General features: G+C 62.1%; 12 protein-coding genes. 7 read left to right on the forward strand and 5 right to left on the reverse strand.

The window, feature by feature from the left end; all coding sequences use genetic code 11:
- Positions 1–45: 45 nt before the first annotated feature.
- On the reverse strand, positions 46–801 hold the full coding sequence (locus BN60_RS03360; protein WP_020694576.1) for a methyltransferase, TIGR04325 family: 756 nt from the start codon (positions 799–801) through the stop codon (positions 46–48).
- Between the two features lie 80 nt (positions 802–881).
- Positions 882–2,618 (reverse strand): sulfatase family protein, encoded by a 1,737-nt coding sequence (locus BN60_RS03365; protein WP_083855938.1) that lies wholly within the window; start codon positions 2,616–2,618, stop codon positions 882–884.
- Positions 2,619–2,693: 75 nt separating this feature from the next.
- Here BN60_RS03365 and BN60_RS03370 point away from each other — a divergent pair, with 75 nt between their 5' ends.
- The 3 genes from BN60_RS03370 to BN60_RS29440 all read left to right on the forward strand — a co-directional run bounded on the left by BN60_RS03370 (position 2,694) and on the right by BN60_RS29440 (position 4,674).
- On the forward strand, positions 2,694–3,341 hold the full coding sequence (locus tag BN60_RS03370) for a TetR/AcrR family transcriptional regulator (RefSeq protein WP_020694578.1): 648 nt from the start codon (positions 2,694–2,696) through the stop codon (positions 3,339–3,341).
- A gap of 253 nt (positions 3,342–3,594) precedes the next feature.
- Entirely contained in the window at positions 3,595–4,146 is a 552-nt protein-coding gene (locus tag BN60_RS03375; protein ID WP_148283317.1) for a hypothetical protein, read from the forward strand.
- 234 nt (positions 4,147–4,380) lie between these two features.
- Complete coding sequence (locus tag BN60_RS29440) at positions 4,381–4,674, forward strand: H-NS histone family protein (protein WP_177324754.1); 294 nt, start codon at positions 4,381–4,383, stop codon at positions 4,672–4,674.
- A 195-nt stretch (positions 4,675–4,869) separates the two neighbouring features.
- Here the strand turns inward: BN60_RS29440 and BN60_RS03380 are convergent, their stop codons facing one another.
- Positions 4,870–5,406 (reverse strand): MgtC/SapB family protein, encoded by a 537-nt coding sequence (locus BN60_RS03380; RefSeq protein WP_020694580.1) that lies wholly within the window; start codon positions 5,404–5,406, stop codon positions 4,870–4,872.
- A gap of 2 nt (positions 5,407–5,408) precedes the next feature.
- Entirely contained in the window at positions 5,409–5,801 is a 393-nt protein-coding gene (locus tag BN60_RS03385) for a PRC-barrel domain-containing protein (RefSeq protein ID WP_020694581.1), read from the reverse strand.
- Between the two features lie 302 nt (positions 5,802–6,103).
- Here BN60_RS03385 and BN60_RS03390 point away from each other — a divergent pair, with 302 nt between their 5' ends.
- Entirely contained in the window at positions 6,104–6,553 is a 450-nt protein-coding gene (locus BN60_RS03390) for a hypothetical protein (protein ID WP_020694582.1), read from the forward strand.
- Positions 6,554–6,776: 223 nt separating this feature from the next.
- Here the strand turns inward: BN60_RS03390 and BN60_RS30690 are convergent, their stop codons facing one another.
- Positions 6,777–7,034 carry a hypothetical protein gene (locus BN60_RS30690; protein ID WP_020694583.1) on the reverse strand — a complete coding sequence of 86 codons (258 nt, stop codon included), beginning with the start codon at positions 7,032–7,034 and terminating at the stop codon, positions 6,777–6,779.
- A 78-nt stretch (positions 7,035–7,112) separates the two neighbouring features.
- Here BN60_RS30690 and BN60_RS03400 point away from each other — a divergent pair, with 78 nt between their 5' ends.
- Genes BN60_RS03400 through glgB form a run of 3 tightly spaced genes read left to right on the forward strand, consistent with a single transcriptional unit; the run spans position 7,113 to position 15,450 of the window.
- Positions 7,113–9,980, forward strand: a complete 2,868-nt coding sequence (locus BN60_RS03400) for an alpha-1,4-glucan--maltose-1-phosphate maltosyltransferase (protein WP_177324755.1) — start codon at positions 7,113–7,115, stop codon at positions 9,978–9,980.
- Entirely contained in the window at positions 9,977–13,258 is a 3,282-nt protein-coding gene (gene treS, locus BN60_RS03405) for a maltose alpha-D-glucosyltransferase (protein ID WP_020694585.1), read from the forward strand. Before BN60_RS03400 ends, treS begins: the two co-directional genes overlap by 4 nt.
- Positions 13,255–15,450, forward strand: coding sequence for a 1,4-alpha-glucan branching protein GlgB (glgB, locus tag BN60_RS03410; protein ID WP_020694586.1), 2,196 nt, complete (start codon positions 13,255–13,257; stop codon positions 15,448–15,450). Before treS ends, glgB begins: the two co-directional genes overlap by 4 nt.
- Position 15,451: the final 1 nt, after the last annotated feature.

A 15,451-nucleotide genomic window follows, 5' to 3' on the forward strand; every position in this document is an offset into this window, starting at 1 on the left:
CGACGTCCTCAGCCCGAGCCGGAACAATCGATTGAGAGCTCCCGGCTAGTCGCGCCGGCGCGCGACATAGCCGCGATAGGTGCAGCGGCCGAGCTCCGGATGAGTCTGGATACGATGTGCAAGCTGCTCGATCACCCACGAGTCCACGATCTCGTAGCCGAGGGTCGCGAGCGCATCGGGAATCTCCTTCACGTTCCGAATCTGGTAGGGCACTTCGGCGACGCCGAAATTCTCCAGCGTTACGATCGTTGGTCCGTCCCGCGTCACGACCTTGTTCAACAGGATGTGGCGCGGTGGAGCCTGCAAACGACGAACGAGATCGGTGAATGGTTCCTGCAGGTAGGGGAGTAGGCCAGAGACAAGAAGGGCTTCGGCAGCAGGCGCGTCCTCGATCCGATCGACAAAGGAGAGCGTGCTGTCGTGCGGCTTCCTCTGTGCCCGCCCGGCACGTACCTGAGCTGGCAGGTCGTACACGATCCAGTCGGTGCGATCGAGATCGAGAAAGGGCTGGAAAGCACGGTACTTAACGCCGACATGGCCGCCCGCATCTATCAGGGCGGTTGGCTGCAAGCGTTGGAGCCAGTACACAATCGGGTAGTCCCAGAGTGCAATCTGCTGCATGAATTCGCGCGAAACGTCGGTCACGGCGTCGTGGTCATATCCAGCCGGCATGCCGTTGCGGACATTGCGCATCGCCGCCTCGTAAGAGGCAAAGGCGCCGCGGAAGCGCACCGGCTCCCGGCGCCAGGCCCGGAAGCGCCCATAGGCGGTCAGCGCGAAAAATTTCAGCTTCGACTTCATGCGCAGAAACTAATCAAGGCAACGAAAACTGTCCAAGATCGCCGGTGCGCGTTGCCGGCATCCCGAGTTTGCGGTCGATACTATAGATCCACCCTGTCGACCCCCCAATCTATCCCTGCGATGTCGGGCAGCTCGCGGCCGTCGTCCTTGCCAATCTCGGCCTTGATCGCGTCTTCCAGCTTGCGGTTCATGGCTGTCAGCACCGCAGCGTTCCCGGTGCGATCGTTGGCAAGGTTGGCCATCTCGCCCGGATCGCTCTGCAGGTCGTAGAGCTCCACGTCGTTCCATTTGAAGAGCTCGTCCAGCGTGGTCGGATTGTTGTGGTCGACAGGGGCGAAGTAGCGCGTGAAGCGATAGCGGCCGTCGAAGGCCGAGCGTACGTGGCCGCGCTTCTTTAGATCCGGACGGAAGCCCTGCTTCTTCGCCTCCTCCTTGGGGTCCTTGCCCGCCATGACGGCTTTGGCGGCGAAGTCGAAGACAGCCGCATCGTTGCTGGCCAGGCCGCTGTAGGTAAAAAGCGTAGCCGGGCGCGCCGCCTCGATCGGCTGGCTGGCCGGATTGTGGAGAAGCGGCGAGAGATCCTTGCCGGGCAATTCGCGCCCGGCGAGTTCGGCAACGCGATCCGCCTGCACGCCGGCCATGGCCAGCAGGGTGGGCACCAAGTCGATGTGGCTGGTCAGCGACTTGCACTGTTGGCCGCCGGCTCCATCCGGATGGACGACGTAAAGCGGCAGGTGGTTGGTCTGCTGGTAGGCAAAAGGACCCTTGCCGCGCAGCCCGTGGGCACCCGCCATTTCGCCATGGTCGGCGGTAAAGACTACGATTGTATTCCGGGAAAGGCCCAGTGCCTCGAGTTCGCCGAGCAATGCCTCGATCGACCGATCTACGTTGCGAATGCAGTTGATGTAGTAATCGTTGAAGCGCTTCCAGCGTGCATCCTCCAGCGGGACATTGCCCAGGATATAGTCCCAGACGCGGTCGAACTCGCGATGCGCCTTCGGCCGGCCGGGCGCATCGAACGGCTGACGCAGGCTTTCGGGAACCGGAACGTCCCACGTCGCTTTGTAGAGCGCATGCTCGGGGGCTCGCGCGGCATGCAGGCGCAGCTTGCCGGTGTCCTGCACCGCCTCGCCCGGTGCATCGGTGTTGAAATACATGATGTCGTGCGGATTGACGAAACTCACGAACATGGACCAGGGCTTGCCGTCGTCGCTGAGCGGGCGGCCCTTGGTGCGCAGCCAGTTGATGGCGCTGCCGGCAGTCAAGTGATCGAAGCTGTATCCGCCCAGCGTATGGCCGATCAGATCTCCAGGGGAGAAGTTGTCGGCGAAGCCATACTTCTCCATGTCGGGAGTCATGAACCGCTCGGCCGCGCGGGTGTCGAATTCGCGGGAGAGATGCCATTTCCCCTTGTAAGCGGTGTAGTAGCCGGCCCTGCGTAGCATGTGGCCGATGGTGGGGTGCTTGAAGGAAAGGCTTTGCATCCAAGGCACGTCGAGATTCTCGTACATGCCATTGTCGGCTGTCTGCAGGCCCGTAAGCATGACCGAGCGCGACGACGTGCACATCGTCGCCGGGCACTGATGATTTGCGAAGGTAACGCCGGTGCGTTCCATCCGCTCGTGCCCCGGTAGGGACAGGCCTGCAGGCCAGTGCGCATGGTAGCGCTCTTGATCGGTGAAGACGAAAAGAATGTTGGGCTCACGTTGCGCCGTCCTGGCGCGCGCTGATCCGAACATCACGCTGGCAAAAAGAGAGGCCGACGCTACGCCTTTCAGGAGCTGACGGCGTCTCGGTCCGGAAGTGTGGTCGGTCATGCTGTCCCTAAGTCGCCAAGGTGTATAGGATTCATTATTGTATCAACCATCCAAATTTGAACGACAAGTGTAATTATGAAACCCCTACCCGATATCCTGCAAACGCGTGACGAACCGTGGCGCCTTCCCAAGAGGGAACGTACCCGGCGCCAGCTTGTCGCCGCTGCCATCGCGGCCTTTTCCCGACACGGCGTGGCCGACACGACGTTGCAGCAAATTGCAGTCGTGGCGGGGATGACGAAGGGCACCGTGTACAATCATTTCGCGACGAAGGCGGACATCGTGCAGGCCGTCGCCCTGTCGATCGCGCAGACCATCCGCGAGCGCAGCAAGCCTGCGCGCGCCGCTCTCGCGTCAGGTGCCGAGCAGATGGCGGCCGGCTGTCGTCGATACCTCGATCTCGCCCAGGGTAGCCCCGCCTGGGCGCTCCTCGTCCTGGATGTCGCATCCGTGGACCCGACTTTCCGCAAGACCATCGCGAGCTTCGTCCAGATCGAGCTTCGCCGCGGCCTGAGACGGAAGGAGTTTTCCGTCGCCAGTGAAGCTGCGGCTCTGGACTTGATTATTGGTACCACCATGGAAGGCATGCGTCGGATCGCTCTTGGCCGTACTCACAGACAGCATGCCGCTGCGGTGACGGTCAGTATATTGCGTGGCCTTGGAGTTGCTCCTGCCCGTGCCCGGCGGATTTCGATGAAGCGGTTGCCGTTGTTTGCCGCCTGATCAAAAGGGGCTGCGTTCGTGACAACGTCGCGGGCCATTCGTTTCACCAGCAATCGGGGGCCGCGGTTCCCGGCATGTTCCTCGGCGAAGCACCGACGTTGATTGTCCTCGGTCGTGGGGGCAGCTATGCCTGTTCCCTTCGCCGGTCGGACACGCGACTAGGGGCTTCAGGACAGGAAATCTCCAGAACCCGAGAATCGGCCGATGTTCCGCCGCCGCACTCAGAATCGGAACGACAGCATCGAAGGCGGAAATGGCAAACCCGGCAGGAATAGAGTCCCATCGCTGCTGGCCGCTCGCGGTTCACGAGGCAGCTCATGCTGTTCTGGGAGTGTTGTTCGGGTTGCGCCTCAGGCGCGTAGAGATCGATCTGCGCACATGGCAGGGCGGTGCCATTTTTGAGACTGGCTTCTCGCCCGACGAATGGCGGCGGGATCTGCTGGTGTTGCTGGCCGGCGAGCTTGCGCAGAGGCGCGCAGATCCTGCCGGCTGGTCTCTCTACAATGGCATTGGGCGTCTGCGATCAGCAGACGATCAGCGGAAAGCCTGGTTGGCGGTCCGTGTACTCGATCACGATCAAGACAAGCTAGCGGCCGAATGCGCAGCGGCGTCACGTATGGTCGAAGGGCGGCGAGCCTCTGCCCAGCTCGTCAATCGACTGTGGCCAATAATTGCCGCACTTGGTGCGCGACTGCTGGAAGCGAACGGGCTTCTTGAAAGTGATTCGATCGAGCTTTTCTTCGCAAGCGAGTTTCCTGTCGAGGCGCGGGTTGCGATTGCGGACAGTTACGGAACTTTCGGCTGAAAGTCACACGGTAGATAGTTGCATAGGTACTAATCTTGGAATGTGAAAAGGATAATGGCCTGCCCAGTACCGAATGCGCCGACTAGTAAGAATGATGGTATGGCTTATATGAAATCGCCTACCACTTTGCGCAATTGACTCATCTCGGCTACTTGTTCATCTAAAAGTGTAAAGTTGCACACCACAGGCTCGGCAACGGCGCGAGGTAGCTTAGATATGAAGAATATTCGATCGATGTCCTTTGAAGAATTGGTCAAGACGAGGGCGGAGATTGAAGCGGCGATAGAACTTCATGCAGCGCAAGAGAGGCGAAATCTGATTGCTGCATTGAGGCAAGTCGACTCTCGGCCAGGGCCAAATGGTAGGAGCGCACGTGGCCCGCACGCGCTGAAGGGAAAGAAGTTGCCCGCTTTGTATCGCAACCCCAAGAACCGCCTGGAGACCTGGGCCGGGCGGGGTAACAAACCGAGATGGTTGGCGGCAGCCCTCAAGCAGGGCAAGAAATTGGAGAGCTTCGCAATACGCTAAAGGTAACCGGAGGGGCGGCGCGCTCGACTTCGTTCCGCTCCACCGATCACCGGATGGGACCAGACCTCGACTCCGTTTGAGCCCGAGCATTCGGCATTCTTTGTTCACTAGGCCTTGATGGAGGCCGCCTCACAGCGGCACCGGACTGGCGTGGCTCCTAAATACTCCACGCGAACCTTTTTAAGCCACGCCGTACTACTCCGTCGGCCCTTCGATGGCGCGTGATCGATCTCGGCTTGCATCATCTTTCTTGTCTGCGGCGATGCCCATACGGACCTCGAAAGTGTGCATCAGACCCGTCACGATCAGAATCAGGAGCGTCCCGAGGCCTGCGATCTGCCAAAGACCCAGCCCGCTGGAAAGGCCGACTGCACCGGCCAGCCACATGCCCGCGCCGGTCGTTAGCCCTTGAACCTCGCCGCGCGCGAAGAGAATGGTGCCAGCTGCGAGGAAAGCTACGCCCGCTGTTACCGCTTCGACGGCGCGGATCGGATCGACCACGACCGCTTCGCGAGCAAAAACCGAGGTGTGCACGATTTCGATCGTGAGCACGCCGAACGTTGCGGCCGCTACGCAGATAAGGATGTGGGTGCGCAGCCCGGCGGGCCGCTGTCGCCATTCACGTTCGAATCCGATCGCTGCTCCCAGGATCGCCGCGAACAAGAGCCGCGCGGCGATGACCGGAAAGCCGAGAAACGTCGGATGAACGAGTTCTTCCGCCAGCGCGCCCATCGTCAGCGCGAGGCGTACTTGAATTCTGGAAGCGCCTTCAGGGCATCCTTGGTGGCGCCAGGTAACACGACCTTGCCGCCTGTCGTCCGCAGTTGGTCGTAGGGCAGTACGACGAGTCTATCTCCCACGCCAAGGAAGCCGCCGACTGATAGTACGACGAAGGGCGCCTTGCCGTCCTGGCCGATGATGATGTCGTCGATCTTGCCAACCGTGTCGTTGGCATCGTTGACGACCGAGGTACCGATCACCTTGCTGGCGCGGTATCCGGTCGCGACCTTGATCACGTCGAGTTTCGCGAGCTGGACGGTCTGGGGTGTGCCCTGAGCAAGCACGAAGGCGGGAGCGGCGAGGGCGGTGGCAGCGGCGAGCGTTGTGATGACAAGCAGGAGTCGCATCGGAATCTCCGGAAATTGCTGACGACGCCCGACAACGGGCGGGGCCTGCGCTGTGTTCCGTCGGAATCGCGTCAAGCTGCGCGGACACGCGCAACCTATCTCCGGTTGGCTCATTGAGATTGAAGATTGGTCGGTGGGGAACCGCCAGGCACGTGGCAAGGCAGTCGTCCAGAAGGGGTGACCTCGGTGGGCCTCCATTCGTGACGGCGACGAGAACGCACGTCGCCGCATTCATCGTCGTGTTGATCCGATCAGAAAGACGGATCAGTTGAGGAGCTTTGATGCATTGTACCGTCCGCCCCATGACTGCCGCTGACCTTGCAACCACGGCAGAGACTTGGCCTGAGCAACGGGACGAAGAGTTGGAGAGCGTGCTCGAAACTCTTCTCGAGGTTTGCGTCCTCAGTAGCCATGCGTGGACTGCGACCGACCTGTCCAATCGTCCGCTGGCCTTCATGGGCGCAGTGCCGATCCCGGAGATGCCGGATACAGGTCACGTCTGGCTGGTCGTTCTGGGACCGGAGGAGGACGAGCGGAGCGCAGTCGTCGAGGCGATTAAGGTCGTTGCCGACAAGATGCTGGTCGATTTTCGCCGCCTCGAGAACCTTGTACGGCCGGAGGACAGTTCGGCCGTGGAGCTTCTTCGGCGCGCGGGCTTCAGCGTAGACCATGACGAGTGGGCCGGACACATGGATGGTAGGCATTGCAGAGTCTGGCTGGAGGAAGTTTGTCGCCCCGATCTGGTCCACTAGAAAGTCTGCCACAGAGCAGCCCATGCTGTGGAAATGAAGGGTGGAGTTCGAGCTGCAGAGACATCTCGCATTCGAGCGTCGCGAACAGAAGGCGAACTCTACCATGTCGATAGAGTTCAATGTCGAAAATCGGGCTTCTAATTGATCCGGGAGCAAGGAACCTGCCGCCTCTGGCTACGTTTCGCGCGGCAATCGTACTGATCCGGGGGAACATCGTTGGCCTTCAAGTGTTAAAGAAGGCATGACTCATGTCGCGCCGATTCCTGTCTCGTCGCCCCCGCGCGGTGACGGGCGCGCGACAAAGGTTTGTCACATAGATTTCAGGCAGCTTGCCGAGCTGCAGGCATTCGCGGGTTTTGCTGAACGGGCAGCCCGGCTGGGCTTCTCGCATGTAAGCCTCGGGCCACTGTTCGAGGTGGCCGATATCGACAGTCCTACGCTGGTGGTCGACCACGATCAGGTCTTCCAGGGCTTGAAGCATGGGCAAAAGCCCTCCCAGGTTCTTCCGTACTTCCGTGAGGTTTGCGACCGCTCCGGCCTGGAGCTTATGGTCGACTTGGTGCTTGACCGGATCGGTATCGGCGGCCGGTCGGCACTGAAGCTTCGGGATATCTATGAGCGCCCGCCCAATCTCAATCCGCTGGATCCGCGCCTGACGCGGAGCGAGATCAAGGCTGCAACGTTGCGCCCCGGCGCCGGACAGAATGCTTGCGCGTGGTGGGCGGACCTGGCTGCCGAGCTCGCAGCGGGCGGCGCGCATGGCTTTCGCCTCCTCGGATTGGCCGGCCTTCCGTCGGACGTGCTCGGTCCGCTCGTCTCAGCGATTTGCCGCGCGGCACCCGACGCTTCCAACTGGGCATGGACGCCGGGCCTCGATTGGCCCCGTCTTGACGAACTGAAAGGCTCGGGCATTGCCGCCGTCTTCGCCTCCACCTGCTGGTGGGACGGCAAGTCGCCTTGGTACGTCGAGGAACACCGGGCGTTGAAACGCGTCGCGCCGGTCCTGGGGGCTGTTGGTGAGCCATATGCCCGCGATACGCCCGATGCCAGATTGTCCCATCGGCACTTGCTGCTTGCGGCAGCGACGACCGACGGACTGTTCGTGCCCGGGCCCATACTTCAAGGTCCGGCCGACATCGGTCAGGCCGTTCAGATCGTGGATGCGCTTGCGCACAGAAAATTAAGCGGCGAATTGCGCAGCCTCACGTTGCTCGGACAGCCGGTCACCGTTCTGCTTCGGGTCGATTCGGCCGATGTACGTTCCGCCGCCGCCGGTGTTGCCGTCGCCGTCAATACGGACCTGGACCGTTCACACGCCCTGCCGCTCGATCTTCACGCATTGCCCGCCGAAGCGGGCGTCGCCATGGGCGGCGACAGCGATCTGTCGCGCCAGGTTTTGCAGCCGGGGGAGATTCGATTGATGGACGTTTCCGCCCGGCAGCCCGTCGTTGAAAGTCGAGAGAGCAGCAAGCAGGCCGACCGGCGTTCGGTAAGGGCGGCCGCGCGGCGCTCGCCTGTTGCCATCGAGCAGGTCAGGCCCAGCGTGGCGGGTGGTCCTTTCCCGGCCAAGGCCATCGTGGGGCGACCGATCGAGGTCGAGGCCGATATCTTCGCCGACGGGCACGATGTTTTAGCCGCCGAAGTCATCTGGTCTGCTGGCGACGATGATGGCGAAGACGTTGTACCGATGCTTCCGCTGGGTAACGATCGCTGGCGGGCTGCAGTCATGCCGCGTCGCATCGGTCGCCATTCGTTCGTCGTTCAAGCGTGGCGCGATGAATACGGCTCGCTCTGCCACGCGCTGGAGGTCAAGCACCTCGCCGGTGTCGACATCTCCGTCGAACTCGAAGAGGCGGTACTGCACCTGCGAGCGCTGCCGGCGAAGCCGGAAATCGAGAGACTGATCGCTGCTGCGGCCAATCCGGCCCGTGCCGCGGCGGTAGCCGAACTCACGTCCAAAGCGGCACGTGCCTTGGTGGCTGGGCTCGCCGAGCGCCATCTGCCGGCGCGTACCGGCGCCTTTGCGGTTGAGGTCGAACGGCCGCAGGCAGAATTCGCCGCCTGGTACGAACTCTTCCCGCGTTCGCTCGGCGATGCCGGCCGGCATGGGACATTCGACGACGTTATAGCTGCCCTGCCGCGCATTCAGGCAATGGGGTTCGATGTATTGTACTTTCCGCCCATCCATCCCATCGGCAAGGCCAATCGCAAGGGGCGCAACAACAGCCTGACGGCGTTGCCCGGGGATCCCGGCAGCCCCTATGCCATTGGTGGCGAGGACGGCGGCCACGACGCTCTCCATTCGGAGCTGGGATCTGCCGCCGACTTTCGCCGGCTGGTCGCCGCCGCCCGCGAGCATGGGCTCGAGATCGCTCTCGATTTCGCCATTCAATGTTCGCTCGATCATCCCTGGCTGCGCGACCATCCGCAGTGGTTCCGGCGCCGGCCGGACGGGACCATCAAGTACGCCGAGAATCCTCCGAAGAAATACGAGGATATCGTCAATGTCGACTTCTATGGAGACGCCGCGATTCCCGATCTGTGGCTGGCGTTGCGGGATGTCGTGCAGCACTGGGTAGGTGAGGGCGTTCGGCTCTTCCGCGTCGACAATCCACACACCAAACCATTGCCGTTCTGGCAGTGGATGATCGACGATATCCGTAGCCAGCACCCCGACGTGATCTTCCTTTCCGAAGCCTTCACGCGGCCCAAGATGATGTATCAGCTGGCCAAGGTCGGGTTCTCGCAGTCCTACACTTACTTCACCTGGCGCAACACCAAGGCCGAGATCAGGGATTACCTGAACGAACTCACGAGGACCGAAGTCGTCGACTTCTTTCGCCCGCACTTCTTCGTCAACACACCGGACATCAATCCGACCTTTCTCCAGAGCTCGGGGCGTCCGGGCTTCCTGATCCGAGCCTGCCTTGCAGCCACTCTGTCCGGACTATGGGGGGTCTATTCGGGGTTCGAGATCTGCGAAGCAGCTGCGCTGCCTGGCCGTGAAGAGTATCTCGACTCGGAGAAGTACGAATTGCGACGGCGAAACTTCGGCGCGCCGGGCAACATCGTGCCCGAGATCACGCTGCTTAATCGCCTTCGCAGGATGTATCCGGCCCTGCAGAGTCACCGTGGCGTCACCTTCTACAACGCCTTCAACGACCAGGTTCTGGTCTACGGCAAGCGTCAGCCCGGCAGTCGCGAGCTGGTCTTGATTGCCGTCTCGCTCGATCCACACAAGCCACAGCAGGCCGCCTTCGAGATTCCGCTGTGGGAGTGGGGCTTTCCGGATGACGGCGCCTTGAGCGTCGAAGATCTGGTGAGGGGCGGGACTACGGTGTGGCGGGGCAAAATCCAGAATCTGCGCCTCGATCCAGATGTCCTGCCGTTCGCGCTATGGCGGCTTGCGCCGGAGGACCTGCCATGAACGCGCCCGTTGCCGATCTTGTCGATCCAGTCGCGATTGATCTGCAGTGGTACAAGGATGCCGTCATCTACCAGCTCCACGTGAAGTCGTTCTACGATTCCAACGACGATGGCATTGGCGACTTTCCCGGGCTCATCTCCCAGCTGCCTTACTTGGCGCGCCTCGGCATCAATACGATCTGGTTGCTGCCCTTCTATCCTTCACCACGCCGCGACGACGGCTACGACATCGCCGAATACACCGCGGTCCATCCTGAATACGGCACACTCGAAGACGTCAAGCGTTTGATCGACGAGGCGCATCGCCTCGGCATACGTATCATTACCGAGCTGGTGATCAATCACACATCCGATCTTCATCCCTGGTTTCAGCGCGCTCGTTTCGCACCCCCGGGATCGCCGGAGCGAGACTTCTATGTATGGTCGGACAACGATCAGAAGTACGCCGGCACGAGGATCATCTTCCTCGATACGCAGCGTTCCAACTGGAGCTGGGATCCGGAGGCGAAGGCCTACTATTGGCACCGCTTCTATGCTCACCAGCCAGATCTCAATTTCGACAATCCGGCGGTCCTGGAAGCTGTGCTGGGTGTCATGCACTTCTGGCTCGATCTTGGCATCGACGGTCTACGGCTGGATGCGGTTCCCTATCTCGTTGAACGCGAAGGCACCAGTAACGAAAACCTACCCGAGACGCATGAAGTGCTAAAGCGAATCCGGGCCGAAATCGATGCTGCCTATCCCGGCCGCATGCTACTGGCGGAAGCCAATCAATGGCCGGAAGACACCAAGGAGTATTTCGGTCAGGGCGACGAATGCCACATGGCCTTCCACTTTCCCTTGATGCCGCGCATGTACATGGCGCTGGCGCGAGAGGATCGGTTTCCCATCACCGATATCATGCGGCAGACACCGCAGATCCCCGACCAATGCCAGTGGGCAATCTTCCTGCGTAACCATGACGAGCTGACGCTGGAGATGGTGACTGATTCGGAACGGGACTATCTCTGGGAGACGTACGCGACCGACCGCCGGGCCCGCCTCAATCTCGGCATTCGCCGGCGGTTGGCACCGCTGCTCGAACGCGATAGGCGCCGTGTCGAGCTGATGAACTGCCTGCTTTTTTCCATGCCGGGCGCTCCCGTCATCTACTACGGCGACGAGATCGGCATGGGCGACAATATCCGGCTGGGCGACCGCGACGGGGTACGCACGCCGATGCAATGGTCGCCGGATCGCAACGGTGGCTTCTCGCGCGCCGATCCCGCCGCGCTTGCGCTGCCGACGATCATGGACGCGCTCTACGGCTATGAGATCGTCAATGTCGAGGCGCAGACGCGCGACGCGCATTCTCTGCTGCACTGGATGCGGCGCATGATCGCCGTGCGTCGCAGCCACGCCGCCTTCAGTCGCGGCAGCCTGCGTTTCCTCTATCCCAAGAATCGCAGGGTGTTGGCTTATCTGCGCGAGTTCGACGGCGAGGTCATTCTGTGCGTCGCGAACGTGGCGCGCTCGCCGCAGGCCGTCGAACTCGACCTTTCGGAGTTCCAGGGCCGGGTCCCGGTCGAACTGAGCGGCGGGTCGCTCTTTCCACCAGTCGGCCAGCTCACCTACCTGCTTACCCTGCCGCCTTACGGCTTCTACTGGTTCATCCTGACGGAGGAGAGCAAGGCGCCTTCGTGGCATACGCCGGCCCCCGAGCCGATGCCGGAGTACGTGACCATTGTGTTGCGGCGCGGTCTTGCGGAAGGCGTGCAGGCCGGGACTGCCGACATCGAGCGTGAGGTCTTGCCGGCCTACCTGCCGAAGCGTCGCTGGTTCGGGGTCAAGGACAAGGTGCTGCAGAAAGCGCAGATGGCCTATATCACCGGCTTGCCGGACGAAGGCCGCGAAATGCTGCTCGGCGAGATCGAGGTCACAGCGGGAGACGCGACGAGCCGTTGGTTGCTGCCGCTGGGTATAAGTTGGGAAGACGAACAATCGACGGCCCTCCCGCAGCAGCTTGCGCTCGCGCGCGTGCGCCGCGGCCGTCGGGTCGGGCTGTTGACGGATGCCTTCTCGCTCCCCGAGTTCGCGCGCGGCATGCTCAAGGGCTTGCGCACCAATGCCCGCCTGGAAACTGCGGAGGGTACGGTCGTATTCGAGAGCCCGCCGGAGTCGGCCGCACTTCTCGATCAGCCCTCGGACGCGCCGCTGCAATGGCTGACGGCCGAGCAGTCGAACAGCTCCCTCACGATCAACGATGCCGTGATGCTGAAGATCTTCCGTCGCATCCAGCCCGGTGAGCATCCGGAGGCGGAAATGGGTCGTTATCTGACGGCCCAGAACTTTGCCAACGTGCCGGCGTTGCTCGGCGAGGTAGCGCGTATCGATCCCGACGGCAGGCGCCACGCGCTGGCGGTGGCGCAGGCCTTCGTTCGCAATCAGGGCGATGCCTGGGCATGGACCATCCACCAGTTCAACCGCGCGCTCGACGACCTCGCCAATCGCGAAGCCACGACCGAGGCGCGTGACGACAACATCGAAGACTACATCGCCTTCGCCGCTACCATCGGCAGGCAGCTCGGTGTCATGCATGCCGTGCTGGCGCAGCCGACCGACAATGAAGCCTTCTCACCCCGCCTGGCGACGGCCGCCGATGTCGACGTCTGGATCAATCGCGCGACCGGGCTCGTTGCACGCGCTCTCGATTGCGTGGCCGACCGGAGCGATTGGGAAAGCGAGCAGGCGCAAACGGACGCGAATCGATTGACGCAAACGCGGGATACTTTGCTGGCGACGCTCCGCCAACTCGGCGAGAGTGGCATCGGCTCGTTGATGACGCGCATTCACGGCGACTTTCATCTCGGTCAGGTTCTGGTTGCGACTGGCGATGCCTACATCATCGACTTTGAAGGTGAGCCGGCCCGGCCGCTGGAGGAGCGTCGGCGAAAGGGCAGCCCCATCCGCGACGTCGCGGGATTGCTTCGCTCGATCGACTATGCGGCGGCCTCGACGCTGGATTCATCGAATATCATGGCCAGCCGCGTGCCGCCCGCCCGTCGGTTACGGCTGGTGACACGGTTGCGTCAGGGCGCGCAGCGTGCCTTCCTGGCTGCGTGGCGCGAGAGCACGGCTGAGCTGCCCGGGCTCGATCGAAGTTCGCTGCTCGATTTCTTCATGATCGAGAAGGCTGCCTACGAAATCTCCTATGAAGCGGCCAATCGGCCAACCTGGACACCCATTCCCTTGAACGGCCTTTCGCGCATCGCCGCACGTCTCCTCAGGGAGTCGACATGAGTGCCGCATCAACCTTTGCGGCGCTGGGCCGTGGCGACGCGGAAGCCCTCGCGGCAGGGCGGCATTGCGATCCGTTCCAAGTGCTCGGCGCGCACGACGAGGGCGGTGTGCGGGTCCTGCGGGTCTTCGTGCCGGGAGCCAGAAGTGTCGAAGCGTTGGCCCGGGCCGGGCATCGTCCGATCGGCCATCTGCGGCGCGGCTGCGTCGACGGCTTGTTCGAGGGGGTACTGACGGACCGCGGATCCTATCTCTTGCGGATCGAGTGGCCGGGCGGCGTCCAGGAGACCGAGGATCCCTATGCCTTTGGCCCTGCGCTCGGCGAACTCGATCTGCATCTCTTCAACGAAGGTCGCCATTTCGAGCTTGCGTCGGCGCTTGGTGCCAATGTGGTCGTACTTGACGGTGTTCCGGGGGTGCGCTTTGCCGTCTGGGCGCCCAATGCCGAAAGGGTAGCAGTCATCGGCGACTTCAACGGCTGGGATCGCCGGCGCCATCCGCTGAGGCTGCGCTATCCCTCGGGCATCTGGGAACTCTTCGTCCCTCGGCTTGAGGCCGGCGTTCGGTACAAGTTCGACATCATGGGGCCTGACGGCCGACACGTGCCGGACAAGGCGGACCCGGTCGCCAAGCAGGCCGAAGCAGCGCCCAGTACCGCCTCGATCGTGGCATCGCCCGAGGCGTTTCCGTGGCAAGACCATGCTTGGATGAAAGCCCGTGCCACGCGGCAAGACGAGCATGCGCCGATCTCGATCTACGAGGTCCACGCCGGTTCGTGGATGCACGATACGGTGTCGGAACGGTCCCTATGGGACTTTCTCGTCGATAAGCTGTTGCCGTACGTCTCCGACATGGGCTTTACCCATGTCGAACTGCTGCCGGTCACCGAACATCCATTCGGTGGATCGTGGGGCTATCAGCCCCTTGGGCTGTTCGCACCGACAGCGCGCTACGGCTCGCCGGAATCATTCGCCCGCTTCGTCGATGCCGCACACCGCATGGGCATCGGTGTCATCCTCGACTGGGTGCCGGCGCATTTCCCGACCGACAGCCACGGCCTTGCCCGCTTCGACGGCACGGCGCTTTACGAGCATCTCGATCCGCGCGAAGGCTTTCATCAAGACTGGAACACCTACATCTATAATTTCGGCCGGCGCGAGGTGCAGGGTTTCCTGATCGCCAGCGCATTGCACTGGCTCGAACATTTCCATGTCGATGGACTGCGCGTCGATGCCGTCGCGTCCATGCTTTACCGGGACTACAGTCGGCCGCACGACGCCTGGATACCCAACGCGCAGGGCGGTCGAGAAAACTTCGAGGCGATCGGCTTTCTGCGGCACCTCAATGCTGTCGTTGCCGAACGTCGGCCAGGCACCTTGATGATTGCCGAAGAGTCGACGGCCTGGCCCGGCGTAACGGGGGCGCTGCCGGACGGCCTCGGCTTCAGCTTCAAATGGAATATGGGTTGGATGCACGACACGCTGCGCTACATCGAGCACGAGCCTGTGCATCGCGCTTACCATCACGACGACATCACCTTCGGCCTGCTCTACGCTTTCTCCGAAAAGTTCGTTCTGCCGATCTCGCACGACGAGGTCGTGCACGGGAAAGGGTCGCTGTTGGGCAAGATGCCGGGGGACGACTGGCAGCGCCTCGCCAATCTACGAGCCTATCTCGGCTTCATGTGGGCCCACCCGGGCAAGAAGCTACTTTTCATGGGGTGCGAGATCGGCCAGCGCCAGGAGTGGAACCACGATGCCGAGATACCCTGGGGACTTGTCGACGATCCGGCACATGCCGGCGTTCAACGGCTCGTACGGGACTTGAACCGCCTCTACGTCGATTGTCCCGCAATGCATCGGCGCGATGCCGAGGCATCGGGATTCGCCTGGCTGATCGGCGATGATCGCGCCAACTCGGTGTTCGCCTTTCTGAGGCTGGCCGACGGCAAGGCATCTCCCGTTCTGGTCGTCTGCAACATGACGCCTGTGCCACGTCACGGCTATCGCATCGGCGTGCCCTGTGCCGGAAAATGGCAGGAGGCCATCAATACCGACTCTCAGTTCTATGGCGGTAGCAACCAGGGTAACGGCAGCGCTGTGCATGCGACAGGCCACGCCGCGCACGGCCAACCCTATTCTCTGGAACTCACCCTGCCGCCGCTGTCGACGGTGATGCTGCGACCCGAGGCGTGAA

Source organism: Reyranella massiliensis 521 (assembly GCF_000312425.1).
GTDB classification, from domain to species: Bacteria; Pseudomonadota; Alphaproteobacteria; order Reyranellales; family Reyranellaceae; genus Reyranella; species Reyranella massiliensis.

What these genes read in the sequence shown, in the direction of transcription:
- BN60_RS03390 (WP_020694582.1), top strand. Translation starts at nt 6,104, where the DNA reads ATGACTGCCGCTGACCTTGCAACCACGGCAGAGACTTGGCCTGAGCAA.
- BN60_RS30690 (WP_020694583.1), bottom strand. Translation starts at nt 7,034, where the DNA reads ATGCTTCAAGCCCTGGAAGACCTGATCGTGGTCGACCACCAGCGTAGG.
- BN60_RS03360 (WP_020694576.1), bottom strand. Translation starts at nt 801, where the DNA reads ATGAAGTCGAAGCTGAAATTTTTCGCGCTGACCGCCTATGGGCGCTTC.
- treS (WP_020694585.1), top strand. Translation starts at nt 9,977, where the DNA reads ATGAACGCGCCCGTTGCCGATCTTGTCGATCCAGTCGCGATTGATCTG.
- BN60_RS03385 (WP_020694581.1), bottom strand. Translation starts at nt 5,801, where the DNA reads ATGCGACTCCTGCTTGTCATCACAACGCTCGCCGCTGCCACCGCCCTC.
- BN60_RS29440 (WP_177324754.1), top strand. Translation starts at nt 4,381, where the DNA reads ATGTCCTTTGAAGAATTGGTCAAGACGAGGGCGGAGATTGAAGCGGCG.
- BN60_RS03365 (WP_083855938.1), bottom strand. Translation starts at nt 2,618, where the DNA reads ATGACCGACCACACTTCCGGACCGAGACGCCGTCAGCTCCTGAAAGGC.
- BN60_RS03380 (WP_020694580.1), bottom strand. Translation starts at nt 5,406, where the DNA reads ATGGGCGCGCTGGCGGAAGAACTCGTTCATCCGACGTTTCTCGGCTTT.
- BN60_RS03375 (WP_148283317.1), top strand. Translation starts at nt 3,595, where the DNA reads ATGGCAAACCCGGCAGGAATAGAGTCCCATCGCTGCTGGCCGCTCGCG.
- BN60_RS03370 (WP_020694578.1), top strand. Translation starts at nt 2,694, where the DNA reads ATGAAACCCCTACCCGATATCCTGCAAACGCGTGACGAACCGTGGCGC.
- glgB (WP_020694586.1), top strand. Translation starts at nt 13,255, where the DNA reads ATGAGTGCCGCATCAACCTTTGCGGCGCTGGGCCGTGGCGACGCGGAA.